Origin of the sequence: Streptomyces sp. P17, from assembly GCF_032436805.1 — a bacterium.
Lineage (GTDB): Bacteria > Actinomycetota > Actinomycetes > Streptomycetales > Streptomycetaceae > Streptomyces.
In genome coordinates, this window is sequence record NZ_JAVRBF010000029.1 from 76,178 (window position 1) to 97,647 (window position 21,470).

Annotated in this window: 12 protein-coding genes and 3 pseudogenes; 4 read left to right on the forward strand and 11 right to left on the reverse strand. The window is 66.9% G+C overall.

Annotated elements, in window-relative coordinates:
* Positions 1-9: 9 nt before the first annotated feature.
* Genes RMT89_RS20200 through RMT89_RS20210 form a run of 3 tightly spaced genes read right to left on the reverse strand, consistent with a single transcriptional unit; the run spans position 10 to position 6,444 of the window.
* Positions 10-3,666, reverse strand: coding sequence for a hypothetical protein (locus RMT89_RS20200; protein ID WP_315885138.1), 3,657 nt, complete (start codon positions 3,664-3,666; stop codon positions 10-12).
* On the reverse strand, positions 3,659-4,849 hold the full coding sequence (locus RMT89_RS20205; protein ID WP_315885139.1) for a hypothetical protein: 1,191 nt from the start codon (positions 4,847-4,849) through the stop codon (positions 3,659-3,661). The genes RMT89_RS20200 and RMT89_RS20205 overlap by 8 nt, the downstream gene beginning before the upstream one ends.
* Entirely contained in the window at positions 4,849-6,444 is a 1,596-nt protein-coding gene (locus RMT89_RS20210) for a PD-(D/E)XK nuclease family protein (protein WP_315885140.1), read from the reverse strand. Before RMT89_RS20210 ends, RMT89_RS20205 begins: the two co-directional genes overlap by 1 nt.
* Before the next feature lie 365 nt (positions 6,445-6,809).
* Here RMT89_RS20210 and RMT89_RS20215 point away from each other — a divergent pair, with 365 nt between their 5' ends.
* Positions 6,810-8,255, forward strand: coding sequence for a serine/threonine-protein kinase (locus tag RMT89_RS20215; RefSeq protein ID WP_315885141.1), 1,446 nt, complete (start codon positions 6,810-6,812; stop codon positions 8,253-8,255).
* Positions 8,256-8,473: 218 nt separating this feature from the next.
* Here the strand turns inward: RMT89_RS20215 and RMT89_RS20220 are convergent, their stop codons facing one another.
* Both RMT89_RS20220 and RMT89_RS20225 read right to left on the reverse strand, forming a co-directional pair.
* Positions 8,474-10,564 carry an N-6 DNA methylase gene (locus RMT89_RS20220; protein WP_315885142.1) on the reverse strand — a complete coding sequence of 697 codons (2,091 nt, stop codon included), beginning with the start codon at positions 10,562-10,564 and terminating at the stop codon, positions 8,474-8,476.
* 717 nt (positions 10,565-11,281) lie between these two features.
* On the reverse strand, positions 11,282-12,337 hold the full coding sequence (locus RMT89_RS20225; protein ID WP_315885143.1) for a hypothetical protein: 1,056 nt from the start codon (positions 12,335-12,337) through the stop codon (positions 11,282-11,284).
* A gap of 295 nt (positions 12,338-12,632) precedes the next feature.
* Here RMT89_RS20225 and RMT89_RS20230 point away from each other — a divergent pair.
* Positions 12,633-13,110: pseudogene (locus RMT89_RS20230) on the forward strand (transposase); the annotation flags it as partial.
* 128 nt (positions 13,111-13,238) lie between these two features.
* Here RMT89_RS20230 and RMT89_RS20235 read toward each other — a convergent pair.
* Positions 13,239-15,053 carry a UvrD-helicase domain-containing protein gene (locus RMT89_RS20235; protein WP_315885144.1) on the reverse strand — a complete coding sequence of 605 codons (1,815 nt, stop codon included), beginning with the start codon at positions 15,051-15,053 and terminating at the stop codon, positions 13,239-13,241.
* Positions 15,050-16,225, reverse strand: a complete 1,176-nt coding sequence (locus RMT89_RS20240; RefSeq protein ID WP_315885145.1) for a TOPRIM nucleotidyl transferase/hydrolase domain-containing protein — start codon at positions 16,223-16,225, stop codon at positions 15,050-15,052. The genes RMT89_RS20235 and RMT89_RS20240 overlap by 4 nt, the downstream gene beginning before the upstream one ends.
* 283 nt (positions 16,226-16,508) lie before the next feature.
* Here RMT89_RS20240 and RMT89_RS20245 point away from each other — a divergent pair, with 283 nt between their 5' ends.
* Positions 16,509-16,637, forward strand: a complete 129-nt coding sequence (locus RMT89_RS20245; RefSeq protein ID WP_315885146.1) for a hypothetical protein — start codon at positions 16,509-16,511, stop codon at positions 16,635-16,637.
* Positions 16,638-16,850: 213 nt separating this feature from the next.
* Here the strand turns inward: RMT89_RS20245 and RMT89_RS46000 are convergent.
* Positions 16,851-17,135: pseudogene (locus RMT89_RS46000) on the reverse strand (AAA family ATPase); the annotation flags it as partial.
* A 158-nt stretch (positions 17,136-17,293) separates the two neighbouring features.
* Here RMT89_RS46000 and RMT89_RS20250 point away from each other — a divergent pair.
* Entirely contained in the window at positions 17,294-19,051 is a 1,758-nt protein-coding gene (locus RMT89_RS20250) for an ISL3 family transposase (protein WP_315885147.1), read from the forward strand.
* Between the two features lie 251 nt (positions 19,052-19,302).
* Here RMT89_RS20250 and RMT89_RS20255 read toward each other — a convergent pair whose 3' ends face one another.
* From RMT89_RS20255 to RMT89_RS20265, 3 genes and pseudogenes are all read right to left on the reverse strand, one after another.
* Entirely contained in the window at positions 19,303-20,754 is a 1,452-nt protein-coding gene (locus RMT89_RS20255) for a hypothetical protein (RefSeq protein WP_315885148.1), read from the reverse strand.
* Positions 20,751-21,068, reverse strand: coding sequence for a hypothetical protein (locus RMT89_RS20260; protein ID WP_205034675.1), 318 nt, complete (start codon positions 21,066-21,068; stop codon positions 20,751-20,753). The genes RMT89_RS20255 and RMT89_RS20260 overlap by 4 nt, the downstream gene beginning before the upstream one ends.
* Positions 21,069-21,155: 87 nt before the next feature.
* Positions 21,156-21,275 (reverse strand): annotated as a pseudogene (locus RMT89_RS20265) (IS5/IS1182 family transposase); the annotation flags it as partial.
* Positions 21,276-21,470: the final 195 nt, after the last annotated feature.

The window sequence follows — 21,470 nt, forward strand, 5'->3', positions numbered from 1 at the left end:
TGTGGTGGCTCAACAGTCAGTTCGGGCGCTCAGACCGCACAGGGCGTCGTAGAGCGGGTGGTAGAGAGTGCGGACCAAAGCGGGGTCGGCAGGGTCGGCAAACGATTCGGGGGTGGTTTCGTCGTCAAAGTAGGGCGCGAGGACGTCGCGGAGCTTGATGAGCAGGCCGTGGTCGTTGCGTCGGCGTCCGCTGCGGGTCGCCGCCGCGGGCGGGGCCCCGGCCTCGGCGAGTGCGGGTGCGAAGGCCGCGTCGACGAACACCACCCGCGCGGGCACACCGCCGCGCACCAGTCGGCCGATGACCTGCCAGATGGTGACCAGCTGATCCCAGGCGAAGGAGGTCTTCTCCGCGTCGTTGAGCTGGGAGTAGATGTAGCGTCGGGACAGCAGGCGGCGCCACTCCTTGCGAGCCGCGAGGCGGAAGGCGAGCCCGGCGCTGTCCATGTCCGCTGCGTCGGCCACGAGTTTGGCGAAGGTTCCCGCCTCGGCATCCGGCTGGTTGCGGACGAACCTGGTGACCCAGTCGTTGATGGCGAAGACGGCCAGCGACAGGTCGTCGGGGCGCGGGTGGGGACGGGCGAGGAAGAGGACGGTCCCGAAGGCGGCTTTGTGGCTCTGGTTGAGGATGTTGTGGCCGCGCTCGATTGCCATCAGGGGGGCGACCAGGACTTCGGCGTCTTCGTCCTTGGCGAAGGCGGCGAGGTCGCCGCGGCGTACGGCTGAGGCGCCGGTGAAGTCTCCCGTGGCAGTGTCCCCGGGGCCAGCGTGGTCGAGCTCTGCCTTGTCGGAGGCAAGGACGCGAACTTTCCCGCGCCAGCGCGGCATGCGTTCCAGGAGGTCGGCGGCGATCCTGGCGTCCTTGTAGCTGCCGACCAGGAGGAGGGCGCGTCGGCGTTCTCCGTCCTCGATCTGCCGTAGTTCCTGGTCGAGGAGCGAGCTGCTGCCTGGGGCCGACTTGCCGAGCTGGGTGACCATCTGGGCCAGGACCCGTTCACGGGTGTCGAGTCGGGCTCCGGAGAGGGTGAGCGGGGTTCCTTCGCCGTCGTAGAGGAACAGCGTGGTGAACAGGGTTTGCCGGATGGAGTCGACGGCGGCTTGGTGGGGTTTGAGGATCGCCGTGACTGGGGCCATGACGTGTGCGCGGGTCGATGTCCCGGCCCAGCTGGTGCCGGACATGAGCAGGACGTGTGGTCCGGGACGGTCTGCTGCGGGGTCGGCTCCCAGCGCGGGAAGGTGGAGCAAGAGCTCGCGACCGACGCCGGCACAGCGGAAGAAGCGCAGGGTACCGCTGCGGTGCTCGTCGCCGTCCGGGCCTGCCTCCGGATCTTCGGGCAGGTACTGGAATCCAAGGACGTTGCCCATCGGGGCTTCCGGCACCACCGGCGCGTAGTCGAGGGGCGGTCTGCGGGAGAGTTCGTTGTCGGCGGTGTCCAGATGCAGAGCCGCCTCGGCCTGCGGCCACAGGAAGGTGACGCGTTCGAGGCGCTGATGCAGGGCGGCCAGTACCAGGGTGAACTCAAGGCGTCGGGCTTCTCGTTCCAGCCAGGGATCGCTCCCCCAGGTGTCCACGGGATCCCGGGCGGGTTTCCCCGGGCCGGGTGGCTCCTGGCGCAGGGAACCGTCCAGCAGGGGGGACTCGCTGAGCAGTGTGTCGAGCACGGAGCGGACACGTTGGCTGGTCGCTGTCTGGTCGAGGTGGTGCAGGAGAGCTCCGGCACTGCGGATCAGGGCGTCGGCGAGGTCGTCGTGCGGGCCACGATCGCCGAGCGGGTCATCGCGGAAGGCGTCGAACGCCTTGGTGACTTCGCTGCGTCGGATATCCCAGGGCTCCGTGTCCGGGGTCCGCGGCAGGGGTGTGTCACCGTCGGCCTCGTCGTTGGAGTCGTACACCTCGGAGTCGGAGGAGGTCTCCTCGGGGAGGAGACCGGTGGGGCGCGGTCGAGGGTACCACTCGTTGACGAGTTTCTCCTGAAGCGTCCAGGCGCTGAAGTATTCGATGTCCGCCCAGCGGCGCAGGTCATGGTCGGTAATCAGTCGGCGGTAGAGACGGTTGGCGGCGATGTGGACCAGGTCCAGGGAGGCCGACCAGCGTTCGACATCGCGTGCCGAGAGGGGCAGGCGCCCTTGCCGGGCCAGTTCATCGATCTTGTGGATGCCGAGGCGGTCGAGCCAGGAATCCGGGCCGCGCACGATCAGCGTCGCGGACGGGGCGAAGGCGGTGTCGAGCTGCATCTGTACGCGGTCCGCCTCGTCGACGATGATGATGTCGCTGCGTAGGCAGGCCAGTTCAAGGTGCCTGAGGCGTTCGGCGTTGAGGTGGTTGGGGACAGCGCTCTGCAGGAGGCTGGCCGGGTTGGCCACCCAGATCAGGGCATCGACCAGCTCCCGGTCGGGGGCATGGCGGGGGCAAACGCTCCACACCGGACAGCCGTGATCGGACCGCGACATCTCGCTGTCCGCTGCGGGTGTCTCGGACAGGTCGTGCCGGTACACAGGCATCGGGATCTCCCCGGCAGCGGTGGGACCGTGCTTCTTGACCGGGCGCAGTTCCGTGCAGGGGGCGTCGACGTAGCGCAGGGGTTCGGCTGCTTCCAGCCCGCGCTGCGCGTCGAGGACGCACACCGAGCTCAGATCGTCGAAGGCCGGATCATCGTGCTGGAGAAGGGAGACTTGGCCGCGCGCGGCAAGGCGGCGGTGCAGCCGGGACGCGTGCTGCTCACGGGTGGTGCCGCCGATGACGGGAGCAGCCTGCAGGTCCAGGTCGCGGAACTGGCCGACCAGGGTGAGCTGTTCGGCGACGTCACCGACGACCAGAGTGGTGCGCAGCCCTTTGCGCGCGCCCCAGACGGCGATGAGATGCATCAGGGTGCTCTTGCCCGCGCCCACCATACCGACCAGATGGAGCAGGCGGTCCATGCGGAGAACCGTGGTCTCCTCAAAGCGCAGCCCGTCCGCAGACAGGGCATCGAGTTGCAGGTCCTCGAGCCGTCGTACCCAATGGCCACAGGTAAGGCCGCGGGCCGTCTCGGTTTCCTCCATCCAGCGGGCGGTCTCGGCGAGTTCAGCCAGCGGAATGTCCAGGGGACGGCCTGTGGTGTGCGGGACCTGGCTCAGGTCGTGGCCGGTCGCCGGCGGGAAACACAGCCGTTCGGGGATGGCCACGGAGGCTGGCCGGTGCCGCTCGGTGAACCGGGCCTGGCCCGCCGGGGCGGGCGGCAGTTGCCGTTGGTCGAAGTGCGGAAGTCGGGACAGCGCATGCTCGAACCTGTCGAAGCGGTCTGCGGCGATGGTGGGTTCAACGCGCCGCGCCGGTCCTCCTCCCGCGGCCAGCCGGTAGCCGCGGAGCCGTTCGGGCAGCTGGACGTACGTCTCCAGGCATTGGTGCCACATGCGGCGGCGACGCAGCTTCCACAGCAAGTGGCGCGCCACGTCGAGCCGGGCGCTCTGTTCCGGGGTGGTGGCGACGCCCGCGGCCGCGGCAAAGGGATAGCCGCCCAGGAGGGTGTAGACACCGTGAGCGTCGCCGGTCGGGTCGAGACCTTCCATCAGATAGAGGCCGAGTTCCACCTGGCAGAGCAGCGAGGGGTTAACGTCCTGGTGTTCTTGGGGCCAGACAGGTTCCAGGGCTTTGGCCAGTTTCTGGTACCACTCACTGCTGTTACGCACTCGGGGATCCGTTCGTCGGTGCGGAGTCCGTCAGGTGGGGGCCGTCGGCCCCTCGGATGCGGGCGGTCGCGAGGGCGACAAGCCGGTCGTCGGTGAGCAGGGGCAGGCCCGCAGCGGAGGCGGGGCGGTTGCGGCGGTACGTGCCGAGGTAATCGCGGTGGGCTTCGGCCTGTTCGCGGGGAACCACCCAGCAGGCTTCGTCGTAGGGCGGCTCTGGGCGAACGGGTTTCGCGGACCGGCCAAGCAGCCCGGGATGCTTCCAGTCCTTGACGTCGATGGCCCAGATGTGCCCGTCGGGGAAGGTCACCCGCAAGTCGTAGGCGTCGAAGCCGGGCCAGAGCTGGACCTCGAGCCCCAGCGTGCGCAGTCGGGCTTCCAGCTCGACCTCGGCACGTCCCGGTCCGGTGACGAACTGCCTTAGCGGTCGCACAAGTTGCAGCAGTCCCGCCACGTCGGCTCCGGTCAGGGTCCGTCCGTGCGGCGGTGCGCTCCGGCGTCGGCACCGGTCTCTCTCACACCACCACGCCCCGTCGGCGAGCGGCGTGAGCAAGGTCAGGCAGCGGCCGCAGGTGACGTAGCCGCCCTGGAATTCGTAGGAGGCCGGGACCGGGGCGTAGCACTGATCCAGCAGTTCTTGCACGGGGGCGAGGGACAGGTCGGTCTCGGTCTCGAACCGTTCCACTCCGGTGAGTACCGGTCGTTCGACCAGGAGTCTGCGGAAGGCGACGTAGGACTCCGGTGATGACGCCTTGCGGCACAGGCGCATGGCCGTGTGAATGACCTCCCGGTCGAACTGCGCGGCGCCGGCATCCTTGCCTCGGATCCACCATTCGTGGCACAGCTGGGTGGGAACCCGTGCCTCGGGGTCCACCAGGTAGTCGTCCGGGCCGAAAGCGTCTGGTGGCAGGTCCAGGGGCCAGTCTTCCAGGGGGCGGCTGTGGCACCAAAAGAGCAGTTCCGGCAGGCTTTTCGGGATCTCCTCGACGCCCCTGAGGAGGCAGGCGAGGACGGTCCGGTCGAGGGCTCGCTGGGCTTCCGCCGGGTAGGGCAGTTTGAAGGAGGAAAGCGAACCGAGATCGGCGAGCTGGATGACGGCGCCAGCTAGCGTACGGACAAGGCGTACGTCGGGGAAGTCGAGCCAGTCACCGCGCTGGGCTGCGTGGGCGTCAAAGGCGGTGGCCATCAGGAATCCTGCCTTGTCGTTGCGAGGTGTTCGATGCCCGCGCGGCACCATTCGAGGGCTTCGCAGCCGTCGCAATGCCGGCCTGGAGCGGTCGGGTAGTCCTGATCCCAAGCCCAGGGCTGGGCGAGTTGCGTGATCACTTCTCGCGCTTCGTCGACGGTCCCCGGGTGTGAGGGGTCGAGTTCCTCAAAGGTCACGTCGTCTGTGTGCAGCAGTTCGAGCTCCACCCTGGAGCGGGCCGCGTCTCCACCCAGGACCCCTGTGGCCAGCATTAGGACACCGAGCGCCAGCTGAGGGTAGAGCTTCAACAGCGGCTCGCCCTCATAGAGGTATCTACTCGCGGTCTTGGTCTCCCGCCAGATCCAGCCCCCGCGGCGGGTGTGGAGCAGATCGGGGGTGGCTATCAGCACGAGGTCGAGTCCGGGGTCGTAGCAGACCGCCTGGTACTGCACCCGCACCTCTTCTTCTGCGGCGAGGCCGTCCAAGGGGCAGTAGAAGGCGTGCTGTTCGAGCATGGCGGCACCGTCGAGTGCATCTTGACCGCTCAGGTGCAGACCGCTGGCTCCCCAGGAGTCCGGGGCCGCCGGGCCGGGAAAGGTCTCGCAGCTTCGGTGGGGCGTGCTGGCGTGCCGCTGGTTCAGAATGTCGTCGACCACACGGCCGCGCCGGACTTCTGGGCTCTCGGGTGCCGAGGAGCGCAGCTTGAGCTGCCGGGTCGCGTGGTATTTCGCCGGACAGTCCCGATAAGCGCGCAGATCGGTGACCGAGACGCTGCGGCGGGGACGCCGGCGCTTCGGCGGCGTAATGCTCAGCAGTTCTGGGCTGCGTGGGAGTGCATGGCAGCCGGTCAGTGCCTTGCAGTCGATGCAGCCGGTGCCGGGGCGGGTCCCAGTCCCGTCGATGGCCTGGAGTAACGATGGCCACCCCGCCGCCGTGAAGTGCTGACGCGCTTCCTGTCTGTTCCAGTCGATCAGCTCGTTGCGTTTGCCGTCTCCGCAGCCGAATTCGATGACCCTGACGTGCTCGGGAAGGGCGGCGCGGTGCTGGGGAAGTTCACCGAAGGGGGTCGGGGTGTGCCGCTTGCGCCATCCTCCGACCGCGGGGCGCCCTCGCGCCGCCACGTATGCGGCTACGGCCTTTTCCGCTTCGGGTCGGTCGTCCTTGGCGGTGCCGAAGGTGAGCAGCCACAGTTCTCGTGTGGAGCCGTCGAGGGCCGCGTAGCGGCGTCCCCAAGCGGTCATCTCATAGGTGTCCGCGCCCCGGGAGTCGACCGGGCCCGGGTCCGTGCCAACCACCCATGCGTCACGCACCGGGACCGTGAGCGGCAGCTCGGCGACCTGGCGGGCGTGCTGGTCTGCCGTTCTGGCCGCCAGATAGCGACGGACCGCCTCGGCTGACCAGGACATCAGCAGGCGGTGCGCTTCACGGCGCCGGTAGAGCCCGAAGGTCCCGTTTGTGCGCCGGAGTTCCCCGATCACCCACTCCGGGTCCTTGCCCTCGTGTTCAATCAGGTCGAGTGCATCCATGAAGACCTTGAGCGTGAAATCTTGTAGTTTTTCGGCAAGTTGAGGGGGTTCGGGATCTGCGATCAGCATCGGCCGGGCGTCGCTGGCCCGCTTCGTGGGGCAGTCCCGGGGATCGAGGCGCGCCGCAGCGAGGTTCGTGCGTACCAGCCTGATGTCACCGCTGGTCCCGGCAGGGCGCGGCCCACTACTCACAGTCTCCTCCAAGCAGTTTGGACAGGACGGCCCGATACGGCACCACCGAGCGGGCGCACCGGGTTCCGGCATATCCAGCATGACACAAAACAGTCTGTGAACTCAGTCCATGCACGACTTAGTCTTCGATCGCTTTACACTGGGCGCATCCGCCACGCAACGGTCTGGCGGAACCGGGAACTCGCCATCGTCGCGCCTCTCCTGCGTGCCAGAGGCGGGACGCTTCACAGGCAAGGAGCGGCATGAAGAAGGACGAGGTGCTGGGCAGCCGGTACAAACTGCTCAAGCACCTGGGCACCGGCGGCATGGCCGTGGTCTGGCTGGCGAGGGACCTGCGGGACGACAGGCTCGTGGCCGTCAAATGCCTGCGCACACAGAACGAGCTCCTGGACGCGCTCGACGAAGACGAGGCGCACGACGAACTCCGGCGCATGCGTGGCCGGTTCCGGCGCGAGGGCACCCTTCTGGGCCGGCTGCATAACAGGAGCATTCCCGAGCTCTACGACCAGGGCACTCACCACGCCGAGCCCTACCTCGTCATGCGCTACGTCGCCGGCAAGCCCCTGCACCGATTTTTGGAGCAGTACACCCCCACCATCGAGGTCAGCGCGGCCATCGGGTTTCAGATCGCCGAGGCACTGACCTGCGCCCATGACCTGCCGGTGGTGCACCGCGACCTCAAGCCGTACAACTTGATCATCGATGAGAACGGCGTGGTCGTCCTCATCGACTTCGGCATCGCCAAGCCGCTCTGGCCTGGCGTCACCGACTACACCCAGCACGGATCCACCGTCGGCAGCAGAGGGTACGAGGCCCCGGAGCAGATCCTGGAACGCCAGATCACCCCGAAGACCGACCTGTATGCGCTGGGCTGCGTCCTCTACCACCTGCTGACCGGCCATCCGCCGTTCTCCGGGGACGGGCTTAAGGACCAACATGTGCATGCCGCGCCGATCCCGCCAACCTGCCATGTCGGGCACATCCCGGCAGAGCTCGAGAGGCTGGTACTGAAGCTGCTGGCGAAGGAGCCGGAGGACCGGCCGATGGACACCCGCATGGTCGCGGAGGTACTGCGGAAGTACGCGCCGCGCACGGGTGACGCTGCCGCGTCCCCGCGGCTAGAGCCGGACCCGACGCGTCCGTTGCGCTTGCCCGACGAATACGACCTGCCAACCGCGCCCGCGACACCGATGGCTGCGTCCAACTCCGGCAGGAGGCGACGCGGTTCCGGGTTCCTCAGCCGCCGGATTTTTCAGGACGTCACCACCGAAGCCGAAGCAGAGGTCGAATCCGGTGAGCCTGCGAGTGCGGTAGACAAGCTGCTGGAGCTGCTGCCCGCCGCCCGCCGGGATTGGGGCGCCTTCGACCCCGGCGTCCGGACCGCTTTGCGCGCGGCCGCGAACGGCATGCGCGTGGCCGGGCGCTGCAAGGAGGCGATCGCGCTCTTTGAGGATCTGGCCCTGCGGGCTGAGGGCAAGGCGAGCCCGGATGAGCTGGCCGACTACCTGGAGGGCGCTCTGGGTGCGGCGGAGTGCCGTATCCCCTTCGGTGACTTACTTCCGGCCGCGGCGGCACGGGCCATGGTGCTCGAACGGATGGCCGACGTCACGGGCCCGCGCGCCCAAGTCCTGGCTGAGCGATGCCAAGAGGTCGGCATCGAGCTCGAGGAGCTGGGTTTCGACATGTAGGCGATCTTGCGTAAGTAAGTTGTGCTCTGGCTGGCCGGGACAGGTCGCTGGGTGAGTGTGCCCGGGCGGTGGCGTACTTCTTGCGTTTTCGGAGATCCTTTCCAGTCCAGGCTCATCAGTGATCGTTCCCCAGCGCCTGCGGGCCAACATCGATGTTCGGCGGACAAGTCACGTACAGGGGGGTCCCGCAGGTGCACCTCAAGCGATCGGCGGCTTGCTCACGGACGCAAAGAGCGCAGCTTTCCCGCTGCGAGCCCGTCCCCGAGGCTCCGCACGAGAGCCTCGCCCACCGATGCGACCGAGCGGAGCGACTCCTCAAGTGCCAAGAGTTCTCTGAAGGCCGCCGCATACGGCCGCTGTTCAACAAGTGTGAGCTGGAGTACCCGTAGCTTGCGTACGTCGATGCGGGCAGAGCTGGAGGTGTGGGAACCCGCCTGCCGCGCATTCGCGGACGCACGCAGGCAGCCTGCGAGGAACCAGGGGTCGAGGACTTCGGGGTCCGGGCGCAGCGCGTAGAGCTGGGGTCCGAGCACCAAGGGCGTATCCTCTTGGACCCAGACGCGATACGCCCTCTCGACACCCGCCACGACGACATCCCCCGGCTCGGCCACGGTGAACGAACCCGTACTGGCGCCCCGCTCTACCTCGGCCCTGGCGAGCCAGCCCCCTGGCTGTCCTCCCAGGACCAGGTCGGGAACGCTCAAGGCTGGCACCGCGCCATCTGGCAGCGCGTCGCCGTGCAGTAGTTCACCGGGGAGCGTCTGCCCCTGTTGCAGGTTGAGAGCATGGGCACGGTGCAGGTCCGAGACCGTGATCGTGGACAGCGCCTCACTACCCACCGACAGGTCGATTGCCGCCAGAGACTGGGAGTGATTGCGCACTTCGTCGAGCAAGCCACCCAGGCGCCCCCAGGACTCATGGAGCTTGGCCTGGGCCTCTACGGCCGTCTCTGGTACGTGGCGGGCCGGTGTGAGATCGGTCTGTTCATTGAGCAGGTCCACCACTGGAACGGTGACACTCCCCTCAGGCAATTGCTTCCCTGCTGCCTTCCTTTCTCCAGACCAGTCATAAGCACGTACCGCATCGAGTACGCGGCTGGTCAACTGCGGCCAATCGATGCCTTGAGCTCCTCTCGTCGCCCCATGCGATGTGGCTGCATCGAGCAGAAACAGGCGTTCGCCGGAAGCAGCGCTACCCTCGGACACCGGCATCCGGAGAATCCACAACTGGAGCGAGACGCTGTGCGGTTGGGCGGCCCCGGCTGGAAGTGCGACGACTCCCTGCAGAGCGCCCGTCCGCAGTAGCGCCCCACGGATGCGCCTACCTGCGCGCCGAGAGGCCACCGCTGGCGGCAGCAGGAGTACAGCCACGCCGCCTGGCGCCAGTCGCGCCAGCGCGTGCTCAATCCAGGCGAGTTCGGGCTCGGTCCTCGGTGGCAGGCCGTAGACCCAGCGGGGGTCAGTAGCCAGTTCCTCATGACCCCAGTCGCGCGCGTTGAACGGGGGGTTGCACAGGACGATGTCGGCCCGGACACCGTCGTTTGGGTCCGCGCGGAGCGAGTCACCTGCCTTGATCCTCACAACGCCGCTTCCCCCCTCCGCGTCGGCGAAGCCCAGCCGCACTTCCGCCAGCGCGGCAAGTACCGAGTCGAGTTCGGTACCGATGAGCGCCGTAGTCCCGGGATCGGCGTCGGCGCTTCGCTCCGCCATGCCCTCACCGGCGGCCAGGAGCAACCCGCCGACACCGCAGGCGGGGTCGAGAACGGTGATCCGCCCATCCGCGCCCCGGTTCTCCTCCGCTCTGACGGCTAGAGCAACGTCTGCCATCAGTCGGGCCAGTGGGGCTGGGGTGGTGCCGACCTGCCGTACATGGGCGTCAAGCCAGCGTGTGAGCAGGAAGGTGAATGTCTCCCGCTCGCCTTCGTATCGTGCGACGTCGACCGTCTCGTTCATCACGCGAGCGGCCTCGTCCGGAAGCAAGGAATGCTCGGGTGCGGCCTGATCCACGCCTGTCGCGGCAAGCAGGCGGCGGCCGGCTTCGGCGAGCGCCGCGCCCATCACCGCACGATCCCCCAGGGCCTCGTAGTGCGGCCACAGCCGCTCGCGCAACCCGATCCGCTCGATCTTCCCGTGGGCGTACAGCCACCGTTCGATCTCCGCAAGGGAGAACTGCGGGCTGGTGTCTGTACCGCCGACCGGCATCGGGAACGAGACATGGCGCCGTCGCCAGTTACTTACAGCCGCTCGACCAACGCCCGCGATGCGCGCGATTCCCGCCAAAGTGACGGGCGCATCGTTGGATGATGACATGTGGTTCTCCGAGCAGGACGGCGACTTTCGGACGGGTCTGACACAGGATGCCGACACCGTAGCTCAGCCACCCCCATCAGGCCAATCATTGACTGAGTTCACAGACACTTCGTCGATCGCGCGCTTTCCACGGCTACCTCCCAAACGCTCGAGTGCACCAAACGGGGCCTACGACCTCGCTGATCCCGCGGCATTAGCCGGGAACTCGCCGGCAGCCAGGACTGACCCCGTCACGGAGTGAACCGTTCCGGGTTCGGTAGGGACTCCGGACGAACCGGCGCTCAACTTGGCTTTGACGGGCTGACACTGTGTTGACTACTCACCCATTCGTGACCGGAATTGACGAACGATTTGTGGCTCTGCGGAGCACATCGCGGGCGCGGGATCGACACTTGCTGAGCAGGAACGTTAACGGGCAGGGCCGCCGTTTTCCTTCAGGTACCGCTCGGAAACAGTCCCCGCACGGGCACCGTCCACCCTTCTCCGCGCCCCAGCACCCGCACCGGCGCTGGGAGCAGGCTGCGCTGCGGATCCCAAGCAATCACAATCGCGCCGTGTCCGACGGCGCCTGGCGAGTCGCGATCCACACAGCCTCGAGAGACAGTACGGCCGACGCCCTCCGAAGGCGGTGGACGTTACCGAAGCACTGGGCCCAGCTATACCCGCCGAGGTAGAGCGGAAATTGGATGTCGAGCGGGAATCGGATGACCGTCCATTCTACTGCCAGTATTTCTCGTCTTCTTCTCGTCGGATCCGGTCCTGGCAGTCGGCGCAGAGCAGTTGACCGGTGATCTTGAAATTCTCGTCGTCCTTGGGCCAGAAGCAGCCGCAGCCCTTGCACAGACCGAGGTTGTCGAACTCCTTGGTGCAGGCGAGGCAGTACATTGCGTCGTTATTCGACGGATCGATGAATACGGCGCAGTCGAGGAGCGCGTGGGCGTGGCAGGATGGACATTCCATGCCGGGGCTGCCTTGAGGGTCGGGGTCGCGCCAGACGTCAACCAGCAGTTGCTTCACGGTCCAGGTTACGGAGCAGAAGTGGCACTGTGCCCCATCGGCATCAACAACTAGTGCGTCCTGCTGGCATTCGTTGCAGTGGGCGGTGCGATGCTCAAGGCCGGCCAGATCGTTGCCGCGCAGTCGGTTCATGCGCTGGCGGACGAAGGACTTGATGTCGGTGAGACGTGTCCGGGCCATCTCGAGGTCCGGGTGGATGGACGCCAGTTCGTCGGGGCCAAGTTTCGGGAGCAGCTCGGTGTCCAGGAATCTCACTAGGAAGTCGAGGACGATGGCTGCGCGGGATTCAACGGCACGCACGTTGTGCTGAAAGCCGTAGTGCTGAAGGGCATTTCGGTCTCGTGCCAGGTCCTTGAGTGCCTTCGCCTCCTCGGCGCTGATGGGGACCTGGGCAATGTTGCGCAGCCGTTCCACGGCTGCGTTGGTGGTGCAGCTCTCGAAGGAGAAGTCGGCGAGGCTGGCGCGCGTGGCAGTGGCGGGGTTACTGAAGACCAGGCTCCAGTGTTCGCGCTGCAGGCGCGCCTTCAGCAGTACCTCTACGGCTGCCTGAAGGTGGAGGACCGCGTACTTGACTGAGCGCGGGCCCGGAAGGTGCTCCGCGCCGCGGGTTAGGGCAGGTGAGCCGAGGTGCTGAACGACGCTGGCCAGGTAGTCCACTCCATTACGGACCGGCGGGTAGTCGATCGAGACGGGGGCGGGCCGACCGGGCCTACTTTCCTGCGATGCCGCCTGTTCCGTTGCGCTGATCTTGTCCACGCACCCATCTTCGCGCAGAGGACCATCGCAGCCGCCGCCGGTGTCCATCTTCCTGGGGTGCGGCTCGTTGGAGGGACTCTGCAGCGGAGTCAGTCTTGGCGGCTACCAGGCTGGGGCGCCGCGTCACTCCCTGGCATGATCACGTCTCTGGGTGTGATGTGTGACTACTTCTCCGCGGCATGAGACGAGTCGGCCGCCACGACCGTCGACCTGCCCGGCGGGCCGGATGGTGCGGGGGCGCAGCTGCCGATGCCCGTCCCGGAGGTCGTGCGGCTTTACGGGTGCGACGGCCTTCGCGAACGCCGCCGGAGCCCGTCGATCCACCCCTCTCATTCCAGGACGCCGTCGGCGCCCCGTCTCACACCGCGTCGACGAAGCCCTGGGACGCTCACGCGGTGGCTTCACATGCAAGATCCACCTGGCCAGCGAAGGCGGCCAACGGCCGCTCGCCTTGGTGATCACACCGGGCCAGTGGGGCGATGCCCCGCAACTGATCGAGGTCCTGGACCGCATCCGCGTCGCCCGGCCCGCCGGCGGACACCCACGGACCTGCCCGGACTACCTGAGCGGCGACAGGTCCTACAGTTCACGCCGCAATCGCCGCCACCTGCGCAGACGCCAGATCAAGCACACCATCCCCGAAGCCCAGGAACCAGCGGGCCAACCGTCAAAGCCGGGGCAACAAGGGCGGTCGGCCCACCGGCTTCGACAAGACGACCTACAAACGCCGTAACGAGGTCGAGCGCACGATCAACCGACTCAGGAAAATCCGCCGTCGGCGGGGGTGCTGCGGCGGGAGAGGCCCAAGGCCAGGGCGAGGGTTATCTCGCGGGCCATGGGTACGTCCAGGGCATCCCTTGCCGGGGTCGATCCGGGGATCCGTCCGGCCTGCCTCGTCCCCTCATTCGCCACCCACCACCGCATCCCCGTCGAACCGCAGCGACGTGATCCGCGACTCGCCGACCCACTCCTGGAGGGTGTCCAGTGCAGCGGGCTCAAGTTTCGTGGTGAAGAGGATGGCCAGGTGCTCTCTGGCCCGTGAGCATGCCACGTAGAAGAGGTTGCGTGCCCTGATGAACGCCTCCAGTTCCTTGTCCGTCAGTTCGTCGCGCCGGGAGAAGTTAGCCAGCATCTCGGGGATCTGGAAGCGGGAGTGTCCCTTGCTGACCACGGCGAGGACCCGGTTGAACTCCAGTCCCTTGACTCCGTGTTGTGTGGCGAAGGGCGTGCCGCCGCCGAGGTGCTCGTTCAACGCCAGCAACTCCGCGTACGGCACCTGGCGCAGTTGTTGGTACTCCTTCGACCGCGCCGCCGCCCGGGCTTCGGCCTTGTCGTCACTCACAGCCTGCGGGTCTGTGCCGGATGGTGACACGGCCTTCCGGTGACGCTCGCGCACCTTCCCCAGGCCGTCGAAGAGCTGCTGCTCAAGACAGAGGTCGAGGACGTCGCCGACCGTGCCCGTCTTGCGGGCCTCCCCCAGTTTCGTCAGGAACGCCATCCATTCCTGCTTGTCGGCCGACGAGTTGATGGGTGGGCGGCCACGGGGGTCGAGTGCGTCGAACATCGCGCCGTAGCGCTTGTTCCGGTGGTGGAGCAGGGCCGGTTCCAGCGTGTCCATGAAGAAGGCCATGGCGTGGTCCTCCTTCCTCACGTAGGAATCGTTGCGCCGAAAGGCCCCGTGGAGCTTCTGATATCCCAGTTCGCCGGCGATCGTCTCGTGCGTGAGCATGAGGATCTTCGTGCTGGGCTCCTCCGCCCGCGCCTGGGCATCGTGACTGGATGCCCCGATGCTCCATAGCCGGTCGCGGACGTCGTCCAGTACCCATTTCCGGGCCGCGTGGGCCGCGTCCCAGCCGAGCTGACCCTTCCGGTGGTGGGTGAGCCTCGTCCCGGCCCATTCGTTGGTGTGATAGACGGCGACGGTGCCCTCGCCAACTCCTGACGCCGTGGTCTGCGTCAGTTCGGGACGCATCGTGTTCAGGAGGTTCACGACGGCGCGCTGCGAGCGCCGATTGCGCCGTCTGAAGACCGGTGTCGGGCGGGCGTCCTCGAGTGCCCCGCACGCGTTGTCGTAGATCTGCTGCCAATGGTCCCCGAAGAAGCCGCAGAGGGGGCCGCGCGCGGTGGCCTCATCGCCCGGCGTGCCCAGCATGGCCTCCGCCAGACCGGCGGGGGTGTCCTGGTACTCGTCCACGAAGACGATCGGGAACCGGTCGGCAGCCAGGGCCCGGAACTTGGGAAGGACAAGAAACGCCCTCGCGAGGACGGGCAGATCGTTGTGACCCAGCTGCACCCGACGGCTGTCGTGGTCCACTTTCTGGAAGCCGGTGCTGTACTCGACGGTGTAGTCGTCCAGTGAGGTGTGGCCCTCCATCTTCGACAGCATGATGTCCAACTCGACGATGTGGCGCAACAGGTGCTTGCGGAAAGGGGAGAGCAGCTGCCACAGGAAACCATGGATGGTTTCGGCGAACACGTACGGGCTGCGGTCGGTACGGCTGATGATCTCGTCGCGGGCCACATTGGTGTAGGTGACGCAGGCGATGCGCTGGTGGGGCCGCGGGAGGTAGCGGGGGCGGTCAGCCAGGATGCTCTGGAGCGCCTCGATCAGTGAGCTGGTCTTGCCCGCACCGGCACCGGCCTCCACCTTGAAGTGACGGGCCGTCTGGAGAGCCGTCAGGATCGTGTGCGTGACGTCTTCCGCCTCGGTCGTCACTGGACGTCCACCTTCGTCGCCGTCCCGTCCTGTGCCATGAGCCACTCGAGGCCGCGCCTGATGTACTTCGGGACCTGCCAGTCGTGGTCTCCGAGGACGTGGTCGAGGGCAAAGTCGACCTTGCTGCGCCTGGTCTCCACGCTGCTACGGGCCTGTTGCTCCAGTTCCTCGGCGGGAGCGTCACCCGTGGGAATATCGAACAGGGCCCGGTTGGCCAGCGCGAAGGCGTCCTCGAAAGTGCGGCCGCACGGACCGCCGGGCTCCTCCGGCACCTGGTAGGCGAGGCACATGCTGCCGCCGGCGATCGGCGGGTCCGTCTCGGCCCGCTGCAGCAGCTCGGCCACCGTGATGTCGGCCATCTCGGGGGACCACGCCCTGATGGACTGGTTGGACGTGCGTCCGGATTCGGACACCAGACATTTGCGGATCTTGGGCTCCCTGTTGTCGACGGGATCAAGATCCGTGATGATCAGGGCTGGGATCCCGAGGACCTTCAGCAGCGGATAGAACCTGTGGGCATGCGCCCCGCCGACCTCCATCAAGGTCACGTACTGGTGCTGGGGCGTCTCTCCGGGCCTCGTCGCCGCCAGCTTCTCCTCCGCAGCCGGGACGAAGATACGCTCGCTGGCGCCCTCGACGAGGATGGCCTTGTCCGCGAAGTAGAGGTCGGCCCGGGTGAGGGTCAGGTACTTGCGGAGGAACCTCTCGTCGCCGGTCACCTGGGACAGGTCCTTGATGACGGTGCGGGCCGGCCCCGGCTCGCTTCCGCTCTCCACGGTGTCCTCCTCCTTCCGGAAGTACCGGATGTCGGAGAAGTGTCCCCGGTTGGCCACGTGTGCCGAGTGGGTGGTCACCACGAACTGAGCGTTCCACCGGGGGCTGCTGTCGATTGCGGTGCTGCTCTCCTCGACCGCTCCCTTTTGCCCGGGCATCGTCGCTCTCATCTGCGCGTCGATCCGGGGGAACAGATTGACGGAGTACGTGAGTCGCTGGATGAACGCCTCCTGCATCTGCGGATGCAGATGGGCCTCCGGTTCCTCCAGGAAGACGAGATGGATCCCCGACTCCGGAGAGGTCGCCGTGTGGTCGCGGTAGCAGGTGAAGAGCCTGAGCAGAATCATCACCAAGTTCCGCGTACCGAGGCCGTTGTACGACCTCCGGGAACCGCACACCGGCCACTCCCGGATAGTGAATGCGCGCGAAGTTCCTGAGCAGCCTCTTGGAGTCCAGCCGGGCGGCCGTGACGAAATCCTGGTTGGCCAGACCCGGATAGCCGAATGCCTTCAACGTCGGCGCCACCCGTTCGCGGACCTTCTGGAGGCTGCTGTCGAGACTGCCGGAGGTGTCCAGGAGTGTCCTGTCGATGTTCGCGGCGAGCTCCTCCAGCCACGTCGCGTTCTGGCTCTTTTCCGCCGCGGTCAGCAGTTGCTCGAAGACCGCTCCGATTGGTGCGGCATGCCCGTCGCTCTCGTCGTCCAGCCCTCGCTGCGCCTCGACGAAGTCCACCCTCACCAGGGTGCGCACGTCCGCGAGGTCGACCGGTCGGACGTTCGCCTCATCGGTCGGGTCGACCGCCATCACTGACATCTCGAAGTGCTTCGGGATGCCTCTGCCCAGCTGCTCAAGCGTGGCCGTGGCATCCGGCCCCACCGGTACGCCGCCGAAGAACTCCTTCAGGGCACCGTCCCCCAACGCGAAGGCGAACCTGATCACAACCTCGGAGCAGTCGGGGTCGAGGTCCACCACGAAGGGGGCCAGGGGTCCGTACTGGCCGCAGTCCTTGTCGTAGGAGATGTGGAGGGTGAGGGTGACTGCCGGAACCGTGTCGCGTGCCTGCTCCGCTTCACCCGAGGCGAAGAGTCGATGGGCGGCGAGGAACTCCTCGTAGCAGTCGGCGGAGAAGTCCTCGATGCGTAGCGCGGCCTTCTTCCTCGCCACGAAGAATTCGAACAGTTTCGCCAGCGAGGTCTTTCCCGTGTTGTTGCGGCCGACGCACAGTGTCACCTTGTCGGTGAAGGAGAGTTCGGTTCTGCGGAGCAGCCGGAAGTTGCGGATGGCCGCCTTGGTGAGCCGGGGCGGCACCGGGACTACAGGCCCGTGTGGTTCGGCGGAGCCGTCTCGCGGGCCTGGGACGGCACACGGTGATGAGACTCTTTGAAATCGGGTCTGGTCGGAATTTCGTGACGGTCACGATCGCGTAGTCCTTGGCCTGTGCGTTTGGCGGCGGGAATGCCCTGGTCATGGGGGATCTGTCCGCGTTGAAGGAGATGCTGTTCCCGGATGCTGTGGGGATGGTGCTGGACCGGTTGACCGAGCTGGACGGGATGGTTGTGGCCGAAGCCCACAGCGCTGTACCGGAGTTGATCTGCCCGGACTGCGCGACCGTCTCGCGCCGGGTGCACAGCCGTTACGGACGACGGCTCGCCGAGTACCCGGTCGGCGGGCGCCAGGTGGTGGTGAAACTGGGGGTCCGGCGGTTCTTCTGCGACGCCGCCGGCTGCGGACGGCGCACGTTCGTCGAACAGGTCGAGGGTCTGACCACGCGTTATGCCCGCGCCGGACCCGGTGTGAAGACGCTCTGGCGGTCCGTCGCACTCGCGGCGGGCGGTCGGCCGGGCATGCGACTGTGCCGCTCGCTGGCGGTGCCCACCGGCCGGGCCCGGCTGCTCGGCCAGCTGCACGCGCCCGACGTTCCCGCCCGCAGCCCGCGAGTACTGGGCGTCGACGACTTCGCCTTCCGCCGCTCGCGCACCTACGGAACCATCCTGGTCGACGTCGAGACCTCCACCCCCATCGACCTGCTGCCCGACCGCACCAGCGAGACGCTCGCCGCCTGGCTCACCTCACACCCCGGCGCGGAGATCATCTGCCGGGACCGCGACAGCGGCTACAGCCGCGCGATCAAGGAGGCAGCACCGGACGCCACCGAGGTGGCCGACCGCTGGCACATGCTGCAAAACCTGTCCTCCGCGATCGAGAAGACCTGCCACCAACACCGCGCATGCCTGCACAAATACGCCCTGGACGACGTGGACGCACCGACGCCGCCGACCGCACCGCCCACGGCCCTGCTGCCGCTGACGCCGCCCCTCGATAACATCCCCGCCACCCCACTTATGCAGCGGGTGACCCAACGGCATGCAGAGATCCACCGATTACGAGAAGCTACGTGGACGATCAGCGCCATCGCCCGCCGCTTCGGACTGGACCGCAAGACCGTCCGCCGCTACCTCACCACAGATCTTGAGGTACTGATCGCCTCGGCCCGCGACCGACGCCCCCGCCAGCTCGACCCCTACCGGTCTTACCTGCAACAACGGTTCACTGACGGCTGCACCAACGCCGCCCAGCTCTACCGAGAGATCCACGAGCACGGCTACCGCGGCAACCATCAGGCCGTCCGCCTCTACATCCGCACCATGCGCGGCGGCACCGCCGCAGCCGAGCCTCCCCGCCCCACTCCCACACCACGCAAAATCACCGCATGGATCATGAGACCGCGCGACGGCCTCAGCCGTGAGGAACAAGACCAGCTCGACGAAGTACGCATCGCCTGCCCGGACATCGCCACCGCCTGTGACCTGGCCCGCGTCTTCGCCGGCCTGGTCCGTGACCGGCGAGGGCATCTCCTCGCCGACTGGATCCGCGAGGCCGAGACCAACGGCCCCGGTCCCGTGCGGGGCTTCGCCGGATTCCTCCGCCAGGACTGGGACGCCGTCCACGCCGGTATGACGCTCGACTACAGCTCCGGAGTCGTCGAAGGGCACATCAACCGTTTAAGACGATCAAGCGGCAGATGTACGGCCGAGGCTCCTTCCGGCTCCTCCGCACCCGCGTCCTGCTGCGATCGTGACCGTCACGAAATTCCGACCAGACCCAAATTCAAAGAGCGTCATCAACGCTCACTGGGCTGGGTCATCGCGGCTCCTTGCTGCGCTCGTACAAACCCTGGGACGCCCGGCGGGAACACACAGCAAAGGGAGCCACAAGCCCCATGAGATGCCGTCACCCCCTCAGGATCTGGGGCCGCATCTTGTCACCATAATTCTCTAAATGCACAGCGGTCGCATTTGATTCATTTTCGGTCGCCTATCGGTCTGAATTCGCTCCCGAATGTTCGAGATGCGGCACCCATGCGGCCACCACCTCACAGGCCGACGGACCGGGTGAGGGATGGCCATGTACGAGGCGCACAGCGTGACCGGTGCTCAGCGAAGGCGTTGCGCCAGGAGCGGTGAATGGGTCCGCATCAGGTCCGATGCCAGCCCATGTCCAGTCCCGTCGAGTCCTTGAGGACCTGGTTCAGCGCTTCGACCTGTCCGACGTCGTCGAAGAGGCTGCGGGGAAGGTGGTCGTGGGCGAGAGGGCCGACGCCGTGCAGGATGTCGTCGTACGCCGACGCCACGGCGGCACCTATCAGTAGGTCCGTCGCCTCATCGAGGCCCACGTGCTCCGCCGGCCACCGGTACTCACCCTGACTCACCTGGAACACCGGGAACAGCCACTGCATGTCCCGGTCGGGCTTGATGAACCTGGTCGCTCTCTCGCCAAGGAAATTGACGCCGTAGTGCGAGATCGAACAGACGTCTCTTTCCCGCAGGGCAAGCAGGCGTGAAGCGCACATGAGGGACACGGCAGGCGTCCGCGCGGACAGGTGCATGGGGGTCGTGGCGGCTTCCCGGAGGGTCGAGAGGTCGGACAGACGGGAAGCCACGCTTCCCATCCGGAGCCCACTGCGCTTGGTCAGCATGTGCTGGAAGTGGACCGTCGCCTCGTGGCTCGGATACTGGAACTCCAGGTCCGTCTCCCAGCCCGTCATCGCCTTGGCTGCCGTCGCGAACCGGTAGGGAGGGTAGAGCTCTTTCCAGTCGACGGACGGGTTGTCGGAGTTCAAGCCCGGCACTACAGGGTTCAGTGCGAAGTCGATGAGTGCCAGGACGGTACTTCCGCCGAGGGTGCGCCCTGCGAGAGCACGTGCCAGGCGACACGGCATCCCATACTCGCCGTTCAGCACCTCGAGCAAGAACTCGCGCAGCGCCGGGTCAGCTTTCCGTATGAAGGCGCCCTCGAACTGGAAGAGTTCGTCGAGCACCGCCGCGCACTCGAAGAGGACGCGAGTGGTGAGCGGGCCCTCGGAGGTGTGCACAAGCTTCAGGGGCCCGTCGATGCCGACGCGTACGTCATCGGGACACTCGACCATCTCCATGCCCGCACGCTGGCGCCACATGTCTTCGAGGGAGTGCTCCATTGCCGCCCGCATGTCCCAGGTGGCGGTGTCGAACTCCGTCAGACCCTCCGGGTCCAAGAGGAGGTAGTAGGCGAAGTAGAGGTTGAGCCAATCCAATTCGCTGTATTTCAGTTCCCCTTGGGCGTGCTTGGGGTAGCGCTCGAAGGAGAAAAAGGGGAGTCCGCTGCTCCGGTCCTCGTGGAGATGCTCCACGTCTTGCCGGGGCAGGTGAGAGATCGTGTACGCGGCCAACTGGTCCCTCGTGCGCCGCAGCAGGCTCAGAAGAATGCCGACAGTGGATCCATGATATCGCGCCCAGTGGCTGCTCTCGTGGACGTAGGTCTTGTGCCAGGAGCCGACCGCCGTCACAAGATCGCTGGTGAGCGTGCGGGTCTGGTCCTGGAAGAGGATCTGGCTGCGCAGATTCAACTCGGCGCCGCTCGAGTTCCGTAGACGTGGAGAGTGGACGGTCACCGGTTCCCCCCTTCCGAGCCGTCCGCACCCTGGTCGTCGTCTTCCGGTCGAGGAGGCGCCTCCTCCACGGGCCCCCGGTCTCGCGCCCGCTCGACCAGTGCCTTCAAGGCGTCATACAGGGTGTTCGTGGCCAGTCCGGCGGCGACGGAGATGGAGATCTCCGCCCAGTGGGCGTGGCGTAAGGAGTCGCGCCTGTTCTGCTGCAGGGGTGTGAGGGCGAGGGAGCACTTTCCGGCGAGGTGCTGATCCGCCTCTATTTCCCGTGCTAGCACCTTCAAGTTCGCGGCTTCGCCCCGGTATTCAAAGATCGGCATGGCGGGAGCCTACAACTGGCCTCCGGTTCCCGGATCGGGACTCGGACACCGCCGTCTTCGCTGGAGGACCGCGGTAGCGCAACGTCGGGTGAGTTCGCCCCCGGGTGGTCGTTTGAGGCCGGCGGCGACGTGGGGGGCGGCGCCGGTATAGGCGCGGTCGGCGAGGACAGGGACGCCTTGTCGCTCACAGATCCGGATGATGTGGTGGCCCACGCCGACGCTCACTTTCCAGCGACATACGGCTGTCGTGGGTCGCTTCGGTGACTGATGGCCGACGCGCCCGTCGCCATCAGGGCGGCACGCGGACACAGGCGCCTGGCGTGGCCGGAGCCATGCGGCGAGCCAGGGTTCCCGGGGGATCGCTTCCGTCGCCGCTGATGCCGGGGCATGCGGGCATATGCG

Coding starts and splice junctions, on each gene's coding strand:
- RMT89_RS20205 (WP_315885139.1), bottom strand. CDS start 4,849: ATGGCCACCGCCTTTGACGCCCACGCAGCCCAGCGCGGTGACTGGCTC.
- RMT89_RS20210 (WP_315885140.1), bottom strand. CDS start 6,444: ATGCTGATCGCAGATCCCGAACCCCCTCAACTTGCCGAAAAACTACAA.
- RMT89_RS20215 (WP_315885141.1), top strand. CDS start 6,810: ATGAAGAAGGACGAGGTGCTGGGCAGCCGGTACAAACTGCTCAAGCAC.
- RMT89_RS20220 (WP_315885142.1), bottom strand. CDS start 10,564: ATGTCATCATCCAACGATGCGCCCGTCACTTTGGCGGGAATCGCGCGC.
- RMT89_RS20245 (WP_315885146.1), top strand. CDS start 16,509: ATGCCCGTCGCTCTCGTCGTCCAGCCCTCGCTGCGCCTCGACGAAGTC.
- RMT89_RS20250 (WP_315885147.1), top strand. CDS start 17,294: ATGGGGGATCTGTCCGCGTTGAAGGAGATGCTGTTCCCGGATGCTGTG.
- RMT89_RS20260 (WP_205034675.1), bottom strand. CDS start 21,068: ATGCCGATCTTTGAATACCGGGGCGAAGCCGCGAACTTGAAGGTGCTA.